Annotated in this window: 13 protein-coding genes; 12 read left to right on the top strand and 1 reads right to left on the bottom strand. The window is 74.9% G+C overall.

Annotation, left to right across the window (positions count from 1 at the left end; translation table 11 throughout):
• Nucleotides 1–86: 86 nt before the first annotated feature.
• The 11 genes from GWJ10_RS10125 (at nt 87) to GWJ10_RS10075 (ending at nt 13,928) form a co-directional block, all read left to right on the top strand.
• Complete coding sequence (locus GWJ10_RS10125; RefSeq protein ID WP_241005740.1) at nt 87–1,181, top strand: ketoacyl-ACP synthase III; 1,095 nt, start codon at nt 87–89, stop codon at nt 1,179–1,181.
• Between the two features lie 23 nt (nt 1,182–1,204).
• Nucleotides 1,205–1,969, top strand: a complete 765-nt coding sequence (locus tag GWJ10_RS10120; RefSeq protein WP_163187216.1) for a glycosyltransferase family 2 protein — start codon at nt 1,205–1,207, stop codon at nt 1,967–1,969.
• On the top strand, nt 1,966–3,258 hold the full coding sequence (locus tag GWJ10_RS10115; protein WP_240696672.1) for a cytochrome P450: 1,293 nt from the start codon (nt 1,966–1,968) through the stop codon (nt 3,256–3,258). The genes GWJ10_RS10120 and GWJ10_RS10115 overlap by 4 nt, the downstream gene beginning before the upstream one ends.
• Nucleotides 3,255–5,090 (top strand): class I adenylate-forming enzyme family protein, encoded by a 1,836-nt coding sequence (locus GWJ10_RS10110; protein ID WP_163187214.1) that lies wholly within the window; start codon nt 3,255–3,257, stop codon nt 5,088–5,090. Before GWJ10_RS10115 ends, GWJ10_RS10110 begins: the two co-directional genes overlap by 4 nt.
• Nucleotides 5,087–6,067, top strand: a complete 981-nt coding sequence (locus GWJ10_RS10105) for an NAD(P)-dependent oxidoreductase (protein ID WP_163187212.1) — start codon at nt 5,087–5,089, stop codon at nt 6,065–6,067. The genes GWJ10_RS10110 and GWJ10_RS10105 overlap by 4 nt, the downstream gene beginning before the upstream one ends.
• A 47-nt stretch (nt 6,068–6,114) precedes the next feature.
• A complete protein-coding gene (locus GWJ10_RS10100; protein WP_163187210.1) occupies nt 6,115–7,161 on the top strand; it encodes a DUF4037 domain-containing protein in 1,047 nt (348 codons plus the stop codon).
• 19 nt (nt 7,162–7,180) lie between these two features.
• Nucleotides 7,181–9,049, top strand: a complete 1,869-nt coding sequence (locus GWJ10_RS10095; protein WP_163187208.1) for an alpha-glucosidase — start codon at nt 7,181–7,183, stop codon at nt 9,047–9,049.
• A gap of 376 nt (nt 9,050–9,425) precedes the next feature.
• Nucleotides 9,426–11,336, top strand: a complete 1,911-nt coding sequence (locus GWJ10_RS10090) for an acetolactate synthase large subunit (protein ID WP_061268746.1) — start codon at nt 9,426–9,428, stop codon at nt 11,334–11,336.
• A 98-nt stretch (nt 11,337–11,434) separates the two neighbouring features.
• The gene (ilvN, locus tag GWJ10_RS10085) at nt 11,435–11,959 is read left to right on the top strand and encodes an acetolactate synthase small subunit (protein ID WP_061268745.1); all 525 of its coding nucleotides are present in this window, start codon (nt 11,435–11,437) and stop codon (nt 11,957–11,959) included.
• 114 nt (nt 11,960–12,073) lie between these two features.
• Nucleotides 12,074–13,099: a ketol-acid reductoisomerase gene (ilvC, locus tag GWJ10_RS10080; RefSeq protein WP_021481959.1), complete on the top strand. Its 1,026-nt coding sequence runs from the start codon at nt 12,074–12,076 to the stop codon at nt 13,097–13,099.
• 289 nt (nt 13,100–13,388) lie between these two features.
• The gene (locus GWJ10_RS10075) at nt 13,389–13,928 is read left to right on the top strand and encodes an ASCH domain-containing protein (protein WP_074809855.1); all 540 of its coding nucleotides are present in this window, start codon (nt 13,389–13,391) and stop codon (nt 13,926–13,928) included.
• A gap of 73 nt (nt 13,929–14,001) precedes the next feature.
• On the opposite strand, the gene GWJ10_RS10070 is transcribed toward GWJ10_RS10075, so the two are convergent.
• Nucleotides 14,002–15,222 carry an ROK family transcriptional regulator gene (locus GWJ10_RS10070; RefSeq protein WP_076405735.1) on the bottom strand — a complete coding sequence of 407 codons (1,221 nt, stop codon included), beginning with the start codon at nt 15,220–15,222 and terminating at the stop codon, nt 14,002–14,004.
• A gap of 132 nt (nt 15,223–15,354) precedes the next feature.
• Between GWJ10_RS10070 and GWJ10_RS10065 the strand changes: the two genes are divergently transcribed.
• The gene (locus GWJ10_RS10065; RefSeq protein WP_076405733.1) at nt 15,355–16,398 is read left to right on the top strand and encodes a 3-isopropylmalate dehydrogenase; all 1,044 of its coding nucleotides are present in this window, start codon (nt 15,355–15,357) and stop codon (nt 16,396–16,398) included.
• Nucleotides 16,399–16,589: the final 191 nt, after the last annotated feature.

The raw sequence follows: 16,589 nt of genomic DNA, 5'->3' as shown, positions 1-16,589 counted from the left end.
CCGCCGTCCGGGGATGGGCACTTCACCCCATCGGAACCTGTGGACGACCGCCGTCCGAGGGGGTCTGCTTGGCTACTGTGTCGCGCGTGCCAGAGAACCCACCCCGCCCGGTAGCCCCCGGGTCCGCACCCGTGCGTCCCGCGGCGGTGATCGCCGCCGTCGGGGTCCACCTGCCCGAGCGCGTGGTCGACGTGCGCGAGGCGGAGCGCGCGCTCGCGGAGCGCAACCCGGGCGCGGCGCCGCGCGTGCCGATGGTCTCGCGCCTCACGGGCGTGCGGCAGGTCCACGTGCTCCCCGACGACTGGGACGCCTCCGACCTCGCCGTCGCGGCCGCGGAGAAGCTGCTGGCGACCCAGGGCCTCGCCCCCGACGACGTCGACCTGCTGCTCTTCGCGTCGGCGAGCCAGGACATGGTCGAGCCCGCGACGAGCCACATCGTCGCCGCGAAGCTCGGGGTCCGGGCGCCCGTCATGGACGTCAAGAACGCGTGCAACTCCGTGCTCAACGCCATCGAGGTCGCCGAGGCGCTCGTCGCGACGGGCCGGTACGGCACCGTGCTCGTCGCGTGCGGGGAGGCCCCGTCGCGCGCGGTGCGCTGGGACGTCCCCGACCGTGCGACGTACCTGCTCTCCGCCCCGGGCTACACCATGTCCGACGCCGGGGCCGCCGTCCTCGTGCGCCGCGCCACCGCGGCGGAGGCCGACGCGCGCGACGGCTCCGGCGCCCCCGCGCCCCGCGGCATCCTCGCGAGCGCGTTCGGCGCCGAGTCGACGCACTGGGACGTCGGCATGCTCCCCGGGGGCGGCACCGCGCACCCGCGCGACCTCGAGCGCACCTACTTCGAGATCGACGGGTCCCGGCTGCGGGACGCGTTCCTCGCGCTCGGGCCGGGGGTCGTCCTCGACGCGCTCGGCCGTGCGGGGCTCACATGGGACGACGTCGCGCTCGTCGCCGTGCACCAGGTCGCCGTCGCCTACCTCGACGACGTGCACGCCGCGCTCGGTCTGCCGACCGGCCGCACGCTCGTCACCGTCGCCGACCACGGCAACGTCGCCTCCGCGACGCTCCCGCTCCAGCTCGCGATCGCGCTCGAGACGGGTCGGGTCGGGCCGGGCGACATCGTCGTGCTCGTCGGCCTCGCGGGCGGCATCAGCATCGGCGCGACGGTGGTGCGGCTGTGAGCACCCGGCGGTTCACGCGAGGAGTGACGAGCACGCAGCGGCTCGCCGTCGTGGTGCCCGCGCGCGACGAGGCGCACGGGATCGTCGCGACGCTGGAGGCGCTGCGCGACCAGCAGGACACGGACTTCGACCTCGTCGTCGTGGACAACGGGTCGTCGGACGGCACGGGCGACCTGGTGCGCGCGACCGCGGCGGCGTGGGGCATGACGCGGTGGCGCGTCGTCGACGAGCTGCAGAAGGGCACGGGCGCGGCGGCCGACACGGGGATGCGGGCGGCGATCGCGCAGGGCGCGACCCACCTCGCCCGCACCGACGCCGACTGCCTGCCGCTGCCCGACTGGACCCGACGCGTGCGGGCCGCGTTCGCGAGCGGGCACGACCTCGTCGCGGGACGGCTCGTGCCGCGCACCGACGACCGCCCGGTCTCGCGCGTCCAGCAGGGGGTGCTCTCCGCGGCGGTGAGCGTCGCGAGCACGTTCGGGCGCTTCCGCCCCGGCAACCAGGACCCGTCCTACCTCGGCCCCTACGTCATGGCGCCGGGCTGCAACATGGCGATCACCGCGGCGCTGTACGAGGCGGCGGGCGGGTTCCCGCGCACCGCGATCGAGGACGTCCACGAGGACCGGGCGCTCGTCAACGCGGTGCGCCGCCGCACGCGGCGGTACGGCGCGCACCGTGACGTCGTCGTGCGGGCCTCGACGCGCCGGGCGCACGCGTGGGGCCTCGTCCGCACGCTCGGCTGGTACGCCGACCACCGCTACCGGCCCGAGCTCGTGGACATCCGGTGACCGGCACGGCGCTCGCGCCCGCACCCGCCGGGCTCGCCGCGGCGATGCGCTGGGAGGAGCGGGTGCAGCGCGGGGCGCACCCGCTCGTCTACCCGGCGATCCGGGCCCTGCGGCACCGCGGCCCGGTCGTGCGCGTCCCCGGGATCGGGGTGGTCGTGTCCGACGCCGCGACGGCGCGCGCCGTGCTGCTCGACACCGAGCACTTCTCCAAGGTGGGCCCGGGGTCGCCGTCGGACCTGTGGACGCCCGTGCTCGGCCCGTCCGTGCTCCTCAACATGGAGGGCGCCGACCACGCGCGCCTGCGCCGGGCGCTGTCGGGTCTCTTTACACCCCGTGCGGTGCGCGACCTCGTCGCGGTGAGCGTGCCCGACGTCCTCGCGGGCCTCGCCCCGCGGCTGCTCGCGGGGGAGCGCGTCGACCTCGTGGCGGAGACGGCGACCATGGCCGGCACGGTCGTCTGCGCGATGACCGGGCTGCCCCCGACGGACTCCGCCGTCCGCGAGGCGATGACCGCCGCACAGTCCGTGGTCGGCCTCGTGCGCCTGCACCGGCGCAGCCTCACGCCCAGCCAGGTGCGGCACGCGCGCGCCGTCCTCGCGCGGCTGTCCGCACCGGCTCGTGACGCGTACCGCGCGGGGGACCCCGCGACCGTCCCCGGGCGCATGCGCGAGCTCGGGCTCTCGGAGGACGAGGCGCTCGGCGCCGTCGGCGCGTTCGTCCTCACGGGCACCGAGACCATCCAGTCGTTCGTGCCGCGCCTCGTGGCACTCACCGCGGACACCGGCTGGCTCGACCGGCTCCTCGCGGCCGACCCCGGCGCCGGGCCGGAGGCCGCGGTGCTGCGCGGCCGCGTCGTCGAGGAGGCGCTGCGCGTCACGGCCCCCACGCCCGCCATGCTCCGCTCCGTGCGTGCCGCCACGACCGTGGGCGACGTCCGCGTCCGCGCGGGCGACCGGGTCGTGATCGCGACGATCTCCTGCTGCAAGGACGCGGGCCCCTTCGACCCGGACGCCCCCGTCGACCCGGCGGTGCGACACCTGTGGTTCGGCGCCGGCCCGCACTTCTGTCTCGGCATGCCGCTCGCGACGGCCCAGGTCGACGCCGTCCTGGACGCCCTGCGCCCGGTCGCCGCGGCGGGTCGGAGCCTTCAGGTCACCGACCGAGCCGTCGCCCGCGGCGTGCTCATCCCGGCGTACCGCTCGCTCGTCGTGCGGGCGGTCGGCGGCGAGGTGCGCGCACCGGGCCCGGTCGCCGGATCGGCCGCGTCGTCGGCCGGGGAGGCGGCATGACCGTGCCCGACGACGTGGCCCGCCACCTGCTCGCCCCGATCCTCGCCCGCGGAGCCGCCGGGCACGCGTCCGCCGACGCGGTTGCGCTCCGGCGCTGGACGCGGCCGGGCCTCCGCGGTGCGCGCGTGCGCGAGGAGGCCTCGTACGCCGACCTCGCGCGGCGCGTCGAGGCGACCGCGACGGCGCTCGCGGCCGACGGCCTCGCGCCGGGCGACCGCGCCCTGTTCTCGGTGCGGCCCCGGCCGGAGGGCGTCGCGCTCGCGTTCGGGGTGGTCCGGGCGGGCGGGACCGTCGTCTTCGTCGACCCCGGCTCGACGCCCGAGCTCTTCGCGGCACGCGTGAGCGCAGCCGGGCCGTCGCTCGCGACGACCGAGTCGCTCCTCTACGCCGCCTCGCGCGGGCCGCTGCGCCGTCTGGCCCGGTCGCGGGGCCTGCTCCTGCCCGACTACGCGAGCCTCCCGCTGCGGCACGTGCACGCCGGCCCGTGGCTCCCCGGGGTGCCGCGCGGCTCGCGCGCCGCCCGCCGCCTCGCCGCGAGCGCGGTCGACCGCGCGGCGCTGCCGCCGCTCGACCCGGACCGTGAGGCGCTCACCGTCTTCACGTCCGGCACGACGGCGCAGCCGAAGGCCGTCGTGCACACGGCCGGGTCGCTGCTCGCCGGGTGCGACCTGCTGCGCGACGTGTTCGCGCTCGCGCCGGGCGACGTCGTGCACACCGACCAGATGCTGCTCGGCGTCCCGGCGCTGCTCGCGGGTGCCACGTGGTCCGTGCCGGCCGACCCGCCGAGCCGCGACATCACGACCTTCGCGCGCCAGCTCGACGGCGCCGCGGGCACGTACCTCGTGCCCGCGGACGTCACGGCGCTGCTCGACGTGATCGAGGCCGGGGCGGTCCCGGCACGCGGGCCGCGCGTCGCGCTCGTCGGCGGTGCGCCCGTGACCCGCGCGCTCCTGGAGCGCGCGGCGCGCCTGCTGCCCGGCACGCGGTGGGTCGCGGTGTACGGGATGACCGAGATCCTGCCGGTCGCGGTGGTCGAGGCCCGCGAGAAGCTCGCGTACGCGGGCGACGGCGACCTCGTCGGCGTGCCGCTGCCCGGCACGGTCGCGCGGCTCGACCCGGTCGAGGACGAGGAGCCCGAGGGCGGCTGGGACGCCGTCGGCGAGCCCGGCCGCGACGACGTCGTCGGGGAGCTCGTGCTGTCCGGGCCGTCGCTCATGGCGGGCTACCTGCACGACCTCGACGCCCCCGCCCGCGGCGCGGGCGCCCGGGCCGCGGAGCACCGCACCGGCGACCTCGCGCGCCGCGACGACGCGGGGCGGCTCGTCCTCGTCGGCCGCACGCGGGACATGATCATCCGGGGCACGACGAACATCTACCCCGGCCTCTACGAGCCGCGCGTCGCGGCGCTCGACGGCGTCGGCGAGGCGCTGCTCGTGGGGGTTCCCCAGGTGGACGGCGACGAGCGGGTCGCGCTCGTCGTCACCCCGGCGTCGGGAGACTCTCGGCCGGACACGGCCACCAGGCCCGATCCTCGGCCCGACGCCGGTACGGCGGTGCGCCTGGACCCGCACCACCCACTCGTGGACCGGGTGCGCACCGCGCTGCCGGGCGTGCTCGACCACGACGCGCTGCCCGACGTCGTGCTGCTCGCCGACCGCATCCCGCTCGCCGGTCGCTCGCGCAAGCCCGACCGCGCCGCGCTCTCGCGCGCCGCCGCGCCGCTGGTGCCCGCCGCACCGCTGGAGACCGCCGCGCCGAGCGTGCCCGCCGCGCCGCTGGTGCCCGCTGAGTCGGCCGCCGTCGGCCGAGACACGCCCGGCGCCCGCGCGTGAGGGTCGTCGTCACCGGGGCGTCGGGGTTCGTCGGGGGAGCGGTCGCGCGCGGGCTGGTCGCCGACGGCCACGAGGTCTGGACGTCCTCCCGCCGCGACCCGGTGGTCGACGGCGCCCGGCACCTCGCCTGGGACCTCACCACCGGTCCGCTCGCCGACCCGCCCCCGGTGGACGCCGTCGTGCACGCGGGCGCCGCCGTGTCCGACTGGTGCGCGCTCGACGTCGCGCGCGCCACGAACGTCGCCGGGACGCTCGCGGTCCGCGACACGTTCCCCGGCGCGCGGTTCGTGCACGTCTCGTCCGGCAGCGTGTACGACCCGTACCGCCCGAGCGTCCGCGCCCGCGAGCACGAGGCGCCGGTCGCCCGGTACCTCGACGCCTACGGCACGACGAAGGCGGAGGCCGAACGCGCGCTGGCCCGCGACGTCGCGCGCCACCCCGACCGCGGCGCTGTCGTCGTCCTGCGCCCGCACGCCGTCTACGGGCCGGGCGACTCGACGCTCCTGCCGCGCGTCGAGGCCGCCGTGCGGCGCGGACGCCTCGTCCTGCCCGGCGGCGGGCGCGTCCTCCAGTCCCTGACGCACGTGGACACGCTGCTCGCCGCGGCGCGCGCCGCCGTCGTGCTGCCCGACACCGCGGCCCGCGCGCCCGGCGCGGGGGACGGCGCGGCCGGAGGCCCGCTCGTCGTGAACGTCGCCGACGCCGAGCCGGTGGTCCTGCGCGACGCGCTCGCCGACGCGCTGCGCCGCCGGGGTACCGCCGTGCGGGTCGTCGCCGTCCCGGTGCGGCCCGCCTGGGCGCTCGCGGGCGCGGTCGAGACGGTCGCCCGGCGGCTGCGTCGCCGCGAGCCGCCGCGCCTGACCCGGTACGCGCTGAGCCACCTCGCGATGGAACGCACCTACGACCTCACGGTCCTGCGCGACGTGCTGGGCGTCGACCCGGCTCCCACGCGCTTCGTCGGGGCCGAGCGGTGGTAGCGGCGAAAGCCCTGGGTGTCGTGACGCCGACCCGCTAGGTTGCCCGGGTGGAGACCGGGACCGACCTCGCGCGGCGCTACTACGACGAGGTCGTCGGGCCGATCCTGCTCGGCCGCTGGCCCGGGCTGCCGCACGCGGCGGGACGCCTCGGGAGCGGGTCCGACGTCCTCGGGCTCGACGACGCGACGTCGCGCGACCACGACTGGGGTCTGCGCCTGACGTTGCTGGTCGACGAGCCGATGGTCAACGAGGTCGACGCGCTGCTCGGCGCGGCGCTGCCCGACACGTTCGCCGGGCACCCGACCCGGTTCCCGACCACGTGGAGCCCGCACGGTCCGCACCAGGTCGAGGTCGCGTCGCCGTCGGGCTTCGTCACGTCGCGCCTCGGCGTCGACGCGACGCGACCGCTCGCCGTCGACGACTGGCTCACGTTCACCGGTCAGGCGGTCCTCGAGGTGAGGGCCGGGCCGGTGTTCGTGGACACCGGCGGTCAGGCCACCGCGGCGCGCGAGCGCCTCGCCTGGTATCCCGACGACCTGTGGCGGTACGCGGTCGCCGTCGACTGGGCGCGGATCGGGCACGAGCTGCCGTTCGTCGGCCGGGCGGCGGAGCGCGGCGACGACCTCGGGTCGCGCGTCGTCGCCGCCCGGCTCGTGCGCGCAGCGATGCACCTCGGCTTCCTGCTCGAGCGGCGCTGGACGCCGTACGCGAAGTGGTTCGGGACGACGTTCGCCGCGCTCCCGCGTGCCGCCGCCGCCGGGCCCGACCTCGCGGAGGCGCTCGCGGCCGACGACTGGCGGGCGCGCGAGGCGGCGCTGTGCCGAGGGCTGGAGACCCTGCACGACCTCCAGGGCGAGGTGGGCCTCCCGACCGTGACCGACGTCGTCGTCCCGTTCTTCGACCGGCCCTTCCGGGGGCTCGGGCCGGTGGCCGACGTGGTGACGTCCGCGATCCAGGACCCGGTGGTGCGGGCGCTGCCACCGGGCGTCGGGACCGTCGAGCACTGGGTCGACGACGTCGACGTCCTCACGGACCCCGCCCGTCGCGTCGCCGCGTCGCGCGGCGTCGGGCAGGCTGGGACCAGGACCCCCTGACCCGAGAGGAAGCCGTGCGATGACCTCGTCCGCACCCACCCCGGACCCCCTGCCCCGCGGCGGGTGGCCCGGCGCCGAGACGCCCGGTGACGCCCCCTGGTGGACGCGCTCGGTCGTCTACCAGGTGTACCCGCGCTCGTTCCAGGACACCGACGGCGACGGCATCGGGGACCTCCCCGGGATCACGCGACGCCTCGACCACCTGGAGCGGCTGGGCGTCGACGTCGTGTGGCTGTCCCCGGTGTACCGGTCGCCGCAGGCGGACAACGGCTACGACATCAGCGACTACGAGGACGTCGACCCGCTGTTCGGGTCGCTCGCGGACCTCGACGCCCTGATCGAAGGGCTGCACGCGCGCGGGATGAAGCTCGTCATGGACCTCGTCGTCAACCACACGAGCGACGAGCACCCGTGGTTCGTCGAGTCGCGCTCGTCCGCGCAGAGCCCGCGGCGCGACTGGTACTGGTGGCGCCCCGCGCGCGAGGGCATGGAGCCCGGCGCCCCGGGCGCCGAGCCGACGAACTGGCGCTCGTTCTTCGGGGGCAGCGCGTGGCGGTTCGACGAGGCCTCGGGCGAGTACTACCTGCACCTGTTCGACCCCAAGCAGCCGGACCTCAACTGGGAGAACCCCGACGTCCGCGAGGCGGTCTACTCGATGATGCGGCGGTGGCTCGACCGCGGCGTCGACGGCTTCCGCATGGACGTCATCAACCTCATCTCCAAGGACGTCGCGCCCGACGGCTCGCTGCCCGACGGCGAGGTGCACTGGGGCACGTACGGGGACGGGAGCCCGCACTACACGGACGGGCCGCGCGTGCACGAGTTCCTCGCCGAGATGCACCGCGAGGTGTTCGCGCCGTACCTCGCCCAGGGCCGGGAGATCCTCACGGTGGGGGAGACGCCGGGCGTGACGGTCGAGCACGGCGTGCGGTACACCGACCCGGACCGTCGCGAGGTCGACATGGTGTTCCAGTTCGAGCACATGGGCATCGACCACGGGGCGACCCGGTACGACCCGGTCCGGTGGGACCTCGCCGATCTCAAGGCGACCCTCGGCCGCTGGCAGGCGGGCCTCGCCCACCGGGGCTGGAACGCCCTCTACTGGGACAACCACGACCAGCCGCGCGTCGTCTCGCGGTTCGGCGACGACTCCCCGGAGCACCGCGTCGCCTCGGCGAAGGCGCTCGCCCTCCTGCTGCACCTGCACCGCGGCACGCCGTACGTCTACCAGGGCGAGGAGCTCGCCATGACGAACGCGCCGTTCACGCGGATCGAGCAGTACCAGGACGTCGAGTCGCTCGGGTACTTCCGCGAGCTGACCGGTCGCACGGGCGCCCCGCGCCTGCGGACCGACGGCGAGATGCTCGCCGTGCTCGCGCACGCGAGCCGCGACCACGCCCGCACGCCCGTGCAGTGGGACGCGAGCGCGAACGCGGGCTTCACGACGGGGACGCCGTGGCTCGAGGTCAACCCCAACCACGCGACGATCAACGCGGAGGCCGCCTGGGCCGACGAGGACTCCGTGCTGCACTTCTACCGGCGGCTCGTCGCGCTGCGCCGGGAGGAGCCGGTCGTCGCGCTCGGCGACTTCCGCATGCTGCTGCCCGACCACGAGGCGGTCTACGCGTTCACGCGCGCCCTCGACGCGCCCGGGCCCGACGGCACGACCGTCCGGGACGAGCTCCTCGTGCTCGTCAACGTCGGTGGCGTCCCGCAGGACGTCCCGCCCGGGACGCTCACGGGCTGGGAGGCGGGGTCGGTCCTCGTGACCACGCACCCCGGGCGGGCCGACGACGGCACCCGGCCGGGCGCCGTCGGGCACCTGGAGCCGTGGGAGGGACGGGTGCTCCGGCGCACCGGGCCGCGCCCCGCACGTCCCAGTGCGTGAGACGGCCGCCTCGACACGTGACATCACCGGGACATGGGCGTACAGTCCCAGACGTGCAGACGATCCTCCTTGTAGTACTTCCTGAGCGCGCCGGCTGAGGCCACGCCACCAGGCTTCGTCAGCGCGCTCACCCCTCGTCCAGCCCGGCATCCCGGGTCCGAGGGGTTTTTTGTTGCCACCACAACGCCATCAGCACGGCAGACAGACCGCGGCAGGCCTACCCGGCCACCGCGAGCGCCGCACCCGCGAGACCCGCGAGGACCGGCACCCGCACACCGCGACCAGCACGACCGCACCACCACGGTCGGCTCCGGCTCCCGGCGGAGCGCCCCACGGGGCGCCCGCCGGGCCGAGGCCACGACACGCAGGAGACACCATGGCCCAGGGTCCCACCCCGGCACCTCCGCGACAGGGCGCCCCGGCGCCCGCCGCGGCGCCGAAGCCCGCCCCGACACCCGCGTCGGTCGCCCCGCGCGGCGACGTCCGGCGCGCAGCCACGGCTCGCCCGGCCGGCGCCTCGAACGGCGCCCCGACGGGCGAGGAGATGACGGGCGCGCAGTCGATCGTCCGCTCGCTCGAGGAGGCCGGTGCCGAGGTCGTCTTCGGCATCCCGGGTGGTGCGATCCTCCCGACGTACGACCCGCTCATGGACTCCCAGCGCCTGCGCCACATCCTCGTGCGCCACGAGCAGGGCGGCGGCCACGCGGCGCAGGGCTACGCCCACGCGACCGGCCGCGTCGGTGTCACGATGGCGACGTCGGGCCCGGGCGCGACGAACCTCGTGACCCCGATCGCCGACGCGAACATGGACTCGATCCCGCTCGTCGCGATCACGGGCCAGGTCGCCGAGTCGATGATCGGCACCGACGGCTTCCAGGAGGCGGACATCGTCGGCATCACGATGCCGATCACCAAGCACTCCTATCTGGTCACCGACCCGGACGACATCCCGCGCACCATCGCCGAGGCGTTCCACATCGCCTCGACCGGCCGCCCGGGCCCGGTGCTCGTCGACATCGCGAAGTCGGCGATGCAGTCCCGCACCACGTTCTCCTGGCCGCAGGACGTGCAGCTGCCCGGCTACCACCCGGTGACGAAGCCGCACAGCAAGCAGATCAAGGAGGCCGCGCGCCTGCTCGCGACGGCCCGCCGCCCGGTCCTGTACGTGGGCGGCGGCGTGATCCGCGCGAACGCGTCGGCCGAGCTGCGCCGCCTCGTCGACCTGTCGGGCGCGCCCGTCGTGACGACGCTCATGGCGCGCGGCGCGGTGCCCGACACGCACCCCCAGAACCTCGGCATGCCCGGCATGCACGGGACCGTGCCGGCCGTGGCGGCGCTGCAGAAGGCCGACCTCGTCGTGTCGCTCGGCGCCCGCTTCGACGACCGCGTCACCGGCGCGCTGTCGAGCTTCGCCCCGCACGCGCAGGTGGTGCACGCCGACATCGACCCCGCGGAGATCGGCAAGAACCGCGACGTGGACGTGCCGATCGTCGGCGACCTCAAGGAGGTCATCACCGACCTGCTGCCGGAGCTCGAGCGTGAGCACGAGGCCAAGGGCAAGCCGGACGTCGAGGCCTGGTGGCGCCAGATCGACGACTGGCGCGAGACGTACCCGCTCGGCTACACGGAGCCCGACGACGGCCACCTCGCCCCGCAGCACGTCATCTCCCGCCTGGGCGAGATCTCGGGCCCCGAGTCGATCTACGTCGCGGGCGTCGGGCAGCACCAGATGTGGGCGGCCCAGTTCATCCGCTACGAGCACCCGCGGACGTGGCTCAACTCCGGCGGCCTCGGCACCATGGGCTTCTCGATCCCGGCGGCCATGGGCGCGAAGGTCGGACGCCCCGACGCCACGGTGTGGGCGATCGACGGCGACGGCTGCTTCCAGATGACCAACCAGGAGCTCGCCACCTGCACGATCAACGAGATCCCCATCAAGGTCGCGCTGATCAACAACAGCTCGCTCGGCATGGTGCGCCAGTGGCAGACGCTGTTCTACGACCAGCGCTACTCGAACACGGACCTGCACACCGGCCACGGCACGGCGCGCGTGCCCGACTTCGTCAAGCTCGCCGACGCGTACGGGTGCGAGGGCATCCGCGTCGAGTCGATGGGCGAGGTGGACGCCGCGATCAAGCGCGCGATGGAGATCGACGACCGTCCGGTCGTCATCGACTTCAACGTCTCGCGCGACGCGATGGTGTGGCCGATGGTCGCCGCCGGCGTGAGCAACGACGACATCCAGTACGCGCGGGGCATCTCGCCCGCCTGGGACCGGGAGGACTGAGCGGAATGCAGCGGAGGTTGAGGGCCGCAGCGAAGCAAGGCACTCGGCTGCAGCGCAATGCAGCCCCGATCCGACCCCTGTCCCTGGAGGACTGACCGATGTCCCGCCACACCCTCTCCGTGCTCGTCGAGAACAAGCCCGGCGTGCTGACGCGCGTCGCGGGCCTGTTCGCCCGCCGCGCCTTCAACATCCACTCCCTCGCCGTCGGCCCCACCGAGCACGAGGAGATCTCGCGCATCACCGTGGTCGTCGACGTGGAGGAGCGCCCGCTCGAGCAGGTGACGAAGCAGCTCAACAAGCTGGTCAACGTCATCAAGATCGTCGAGCTCGACTCGTCCGCGTCGGTCCAGCGCGAGCTCCTGCTCGTCAAGGTGCGTGCCGACGGCACCCACCGCACCGGCGTGCTCGAGGTCGTCAACCTGTTCCGCGCGAAGGTGGTCGACGTCGTGCCCGACGCCGTGACCATCGAGGCGACGGGCACGGGGGAGAAGCTCGACGCGCTGCTCGGGGCCCTCGAGCCCTACGGCGTGCGCGAGATCGTGAAGTCGGGGACCGTCGCCGTCGGGCGCGGGTCCCGCTCCATCACGGACCGCGCGCTGGAACGCGTCGTCCGCTCCGCCTGACCATCGCCTACCCTCGCACCGAGACCCCCGTGGGCGTCGGCGCGCACCGGTCGCCGTTCCGCGCGACACCGCAACAGACCCCTGCACCGCAACGAAGAACCGAGGAGATCCATCGTGGCTGAGCTGTTCTACGACGACGACGCCGACCTGTCCATCATCCAGAGCAAGAAGGTCGCGATCGTCGGCTACGGGAGCCAGGGCCACGCGCACGCCCAGAACCTGCGCGACTCGGGCGTCGAGGTCGTCGTCGCCCTGCGCGAGGGCTCCAAGTCCGTCGCGAAGGCCCAGGACGAGGGCTTCGAGGTCAAGTCCGTGGCGGACGCCGCCGCGTGGGCCGACCTGATCATGATCCTCGCGCCGGACCAGCACCAGCGCTCGATCTACAACGACGAGATCAAGCCGAACCTCGCCACGGGCAAGACGCTCGCGTTCGCGCACGGGTTCAACATCCGCTTCGGCTACATCGAGGCCCCCGAGGGCGTCGACGTCATCCTCGTCGCCCCGAAGGCGCCGGGTCACACGGTGCGCCGCGAGTTCGTCGCGGGCCGTGGCATCCCGGACATCATCGCCGTCGAGAAGGACGCGTCGGGCCAGGCCTGGGACGTCGCGCTGTCGTACGCGAAGGCGATCGGCGGCACGCGCGCGGGCGTCATCAAGACGACGTTCACCGAGGAGACCGAGACCGACCTGTTCGGCGAGCAGGCCGTGCTCTGCGGCGGTGTGTCGCAGCTCGTCCAGTACGGCTTCGAGACGCTGACCGAGGCCGGCTACCAGCCGGAGATCGCGTACTTCGAGGTGCTGCACGAGCTCAAGCTCATCGTCGACCTCATGTGGGAGGGCGGCATCGCCAAGCAGCGCTGGTCCGTCTCCGACACCGCCGAGTACGGCGACTACGTCTCCGGCCCGCGCGTCATCGACGCCCGCGTCAAGGAGAACATGCAGGGCGTCCTCGCCGACATCCAGTCGGGCGCGTTCGCCAAGCGCTTCATCGACGACCAGGACGCCGGCGCGCCGGAGTTCACGGCGCTCCGCGAGAAGGCCGCGCAGCACCCGATCGAGAAGGTCGGCAAGGAGCTGCGGTCGCTGTTCGCGTGGAAGCAGCAGGACGCCGACTACACCGAGGGCAGCGCCGCGCGCTGATCCTCGGCCTCTGAGCTCGGCTCACCTCTGGGGGTGGGTGACCCCTGTCGCGCGATCTACCATCCGCGGTGCTCGTTCCTCGCACCGCTCCCGCCAGGCCCACCACGATCGCGCGACAGGGGTCACCCACCCCCTTGCTGTCGGCTCACCCGGGCGCTGGCCAGCAGGCCGCCAGTCCCGGACCTGGTCGCGGCGTCCGAGAAGATGGCGGATCGTGCCGGCGCGACACGGGTGGGACGAAGGGCGGGAGACCGGGCAGATCCGATTCTCGGTGCGCCACGATAGGGGCATGACCCGAGAGACGGACGAGGGAGACCCGGTGACGGACGACGTGACGGTGGACGAGCGGGCGGCGGAGATCCTGGCGTTCTGGGAGCTGGCGCGGCCCAGCGCGGGCATGGCGCGGCTCGGTGTCGTCACGGGCACGACGGTGTCCGAGAGCGTGCCGCCCCCGGCGTGGTCGTTCGGGGACAACCCGGCGCTGGCGGACGACCTGCTCATGGCGGTGCTCACGGGGGAGAAGACGGCGACGTCGTCGGCCCTGTGGGAGTACGAGGAGACGGGCGAGGCGGTGCCGCGCGTCGGCGAGCTGTCGATCCTGCTCGACGGCGCGGGCCACCCGCGCGCGCTGATCCGCACGACGTCGGTCGAGGTGGTCGCGTTCGAGGACGTCGACGCGGACTTCGCGCACGCGGAGGGAGAGGACGACCGGTCGCTGGAGTCGTGGCGCGTCGAGCACGAGAAGTACTTCCGTCGCGTCCTGTCGCGCGAGTTCGCGCCGGACATGCCGCTGGTGTGCGAGCGGTTCGAGCTGCGCTACCCGCGCTGAGCGCGGCGAGGATGAGCGGTGGCCGGCCGTGCCACGGTCGGCCGGCCACCGCTCGCGAGGTAGGTGAAGAGGACTACCCCGGGACGGAGGGCGCGACGACCGGGTGGTCCGGTCGTCCCGCGGCGGCGAGCAGGAGGGTGCGCACGTCCTCGGCGACGACGGAGCGCGCGCCGCGCAGGACGGCGAGCTCGGGGACGGCGCTCGCGACGACCGCTCCCGTCCGCTGGTCGGTGCCGCGCAGGACGGCGGCGGTCGCCTCGGCGAGCGGCGCGCCGCACGCGACGCCCGTGGGCCCGCCGAGCACGACGGCGTCGGGCTCGAGGATGGCGACGACGGGCTGGAGGACGACCGCGACGCGGAGCGCGAGGTCCTGCACGAGGTCGTGCACCGCGGTGCTGTCGCGGTGCGCGGCGAGGGCGGCGACGGCGTCGCCGTAGGAGGAGCCCTCCTCGGTGATGCCGGGGAGCCCCGCGCGGGCGCACAGCTCGACGAGGCGGAGACCGCCGACGAGGTCCTGCACGTTGACCGAGTCGTCGATGCCGGCGGCGGGCACGGGGAGGTAGCCGATCTCACCGGCGCCACCCGCGGTGCCGTGGTGCACGCGGCCCTCGAGCCACGCGCCCATGCCGATGCCCTCGCCCAGCCACAGCAGCGCGAAGCTCTCCTCGTCGCGGCCGGCGTCGCGCTCGGCGATCGCGGCGAGGTTGACGTCGTTCTCGACGTGGACGTCGATGCCGAGCACGTCCTCGAGGTGCGCGCGCAGCCCGCGGCGCGGCCAGCCGGGGAGCTCCCCGACGAGGGCGATGTCGCCGGTGCGCGGCGCGACGGCGGCCTGCACGCCGACGACCGCGGTCGCGACGCGGGAGACGGGGATGCCGGCGTCGGCGCAGGCCTCGTCGCGCGCGGCGAGGACGTCGGCGGCTGCCGAGCGCTCGGGACCGGCGGCGACGGTCGTCTCGCCGAGCGTGCGGCCGAGCGCGTCGACGACGCTGGCGCGCACCCCAGCGGGCACGACGTCGAGCGCGAGTCCCACGACGACGTCGGTCCGGGCGGCGTACTGCGTGGCCTGGGGGCCGCGCGCGCCCTGCACGGAGCCGGTGGGCTCGATGAGCCCCGACTGCTCGAGCCGTGCGACGATCTGGGAGGCGGTCGGTCGCGAGACGCCGGTGCGGTCACCGATCTGGGACCGGGTCAGCGGGCCGACGTCGAGGAGGAGCTCCAGGGCCGCGCGGTCGTTGATGGTGCGCAGGAGCCCCGGGGTGCCGGGAACCCTCGACGTGGCGGGCGCGGTCATGGTCGGTCCTTCGACGGGCTTTAGGAAAGTTTACTAATAGTGGACCCGCCGCGCGTGGAACGCAACTCGGCGCCCGTCCGAGACGTGAGACCACCGTCCCGAAGGGTGGCGGCGCGGCGTAGGCTCGCCGGCATGACGCGCACCATTGATCTGGCAGTCGTGGCCGGCGACGGCATCGGGACCGAGGTCGTCGAGCAGGGGCTCGCCGTGCTCGAGGCCGCCGTGGCCGGCTCGGACGTGAAGGTCTCCACGACGCCGTTCGACCTGGGTGCGCGCCGCTGGCACGCGACGGGGGAGACGCTCACCGACGCGGACCTCGACGCGATCCGCGGGCACGACGCGATCCTCCTGGGCGCGATCGGCGACCCGAGCGTCCCGTCCGGCGTCCTCGAGCGCGGCCTGCTGCTCAAGCTGCGCTTCGCGCTCGACCACTACGTCAACCTCCGCCCGGGCAAGCTGTACCCGGGCGTCACGTCGCCGCTCGCCGACCCGGGCGAGATCGACTTCGTCGTCGTGCGCGAGGGCACCGAGGGCCCGTACGTCGGCAACGGCGGCTCGCTGCGCACCGGAACGCCGCACGAGATCGCGACCGAGGTCTCCCTCAACACGGCGTTCGGCGTCGAGCGCGTCGTGCGCGACGCGTTCGCCCGCGCCCAGGCGCGTCCGCGCAAGCACCTCACGCTCGTGCACAAGCACAACGTCCTCGTGCACGCGGGCCACCTGTGGCGCCGCACGGTGGAGGCCGTCAACGCGGAGTTCCCCGACGTCACGACCGACTACCTGCACGTCGACGCCGCGACGATCTTCCTCACGACGAAGCCCTCGCGCTTCGACGTGATCGTCACCGACAACCTGTTCGGCGACATCCTCACCGACCAGGCCGCCGCGATCACGGGCGGGATCGGCCTCGCCGCGTCCGCGAACATCAACCCCGACCGCACCGCGCCGTCGATGTTCGAGCCCGTGCACGGCTCGGCTCCGGACATCGCCGGGCAGGGCAAGGCCGATCCGACCGCCACGGTGCTGTCGGTCGCGCTGCTCCTCGACCACCTGGGCCTCGGCGACGAGGCGCGGCGCGTCGAGGCGGCCGTCGCCGCCGACCTCGCCGAGCGGGGGAGCCGAGTACGCTCGACGGCCGAGGTGGGCCGCGAGCTCGCCGCTCGCGTCGCCGGCTGACACGCCGTCACGGGCCCCTCGCGGGCCCGGGCACCGGTTCGCCGCAGTCCCCGCACCTCGGTCGTCATCGCCCCAGGACCGGATCCCTCCCGTTCTGACCCGGTGGCGCCCCGCGTCGTCGTGCCCTCGCGCGGATCCCCGCACGAGCCGCACCGGCGTGGAAAACTAGGCGGAGACCACCCGGGTCGCCA

The organism is Cellulosimicrobium sp. SL-1, from assembly GCF_011033075.1.
Lineage (GTDB): Bacteria > Actinomycetota > Actinomycetes > Actinomycetales > Cellulomonadaceae > Cellulosimicrobium > Cellulosimicrobium funkei.
Note: the sequence above shows the minus strand (reverse complement) of the source record. Positions and strands in the feature narration are given on the sequence as shown.

Bases quoted from the DNA above. Each gene is read 5' to 3' on its own strand.
- GWJ10_RS10110 (WP_163187214.1), top strand. From the start codon at position 3,255: ATGACCGTGCCCGACGACGTGGCCCGCCACCTGCTCGCCCCGATCCTC.
- GWJ10_RS10095 (WP_163187208.1), top strand. From the start codon at position 7,181: ATGACCTCGTCCGCACCCACCCCGGACCCCCTGCCCCGCGGCGGGTGG.
- GWJ10_RS10090 (WP_061268746.1), top strand. From the start codon at position 9,426: ATGGCCCAGGGTCCCACCCCGGCACCTCCGCGACAGGGCGCCCCGGCG.
- ilvN (WP_061268745.1), top strand. From the start codon at position 11,435: ATGTCCCGCCACACCCTCTCCGTGCTCGTCGAGAACAAGCCCGGCGTG.
- GWJ10_RS10075 (WP_074809855.1), top strand. From the start codon at position 13,389: ATGACCCGAGAGACGGACGAGGGAGACCCGGTGACGGACGACGTGACG.
- GWJ10_RS10070 (WP_076405735.1), bottom strand. From the start codon at position 15,222: ATGACCGCGCCCGCCACGTCGAGGGTTCCCGGCACCCCGGGGCTCCTG.
- GWJ10_RS10065 (WP_076405733.1), top strand. From the start codon at position 15,355: ATGACGCGCACCATTGATCTGGCAGTCGTGGCCGGCGACGGCATCGGG.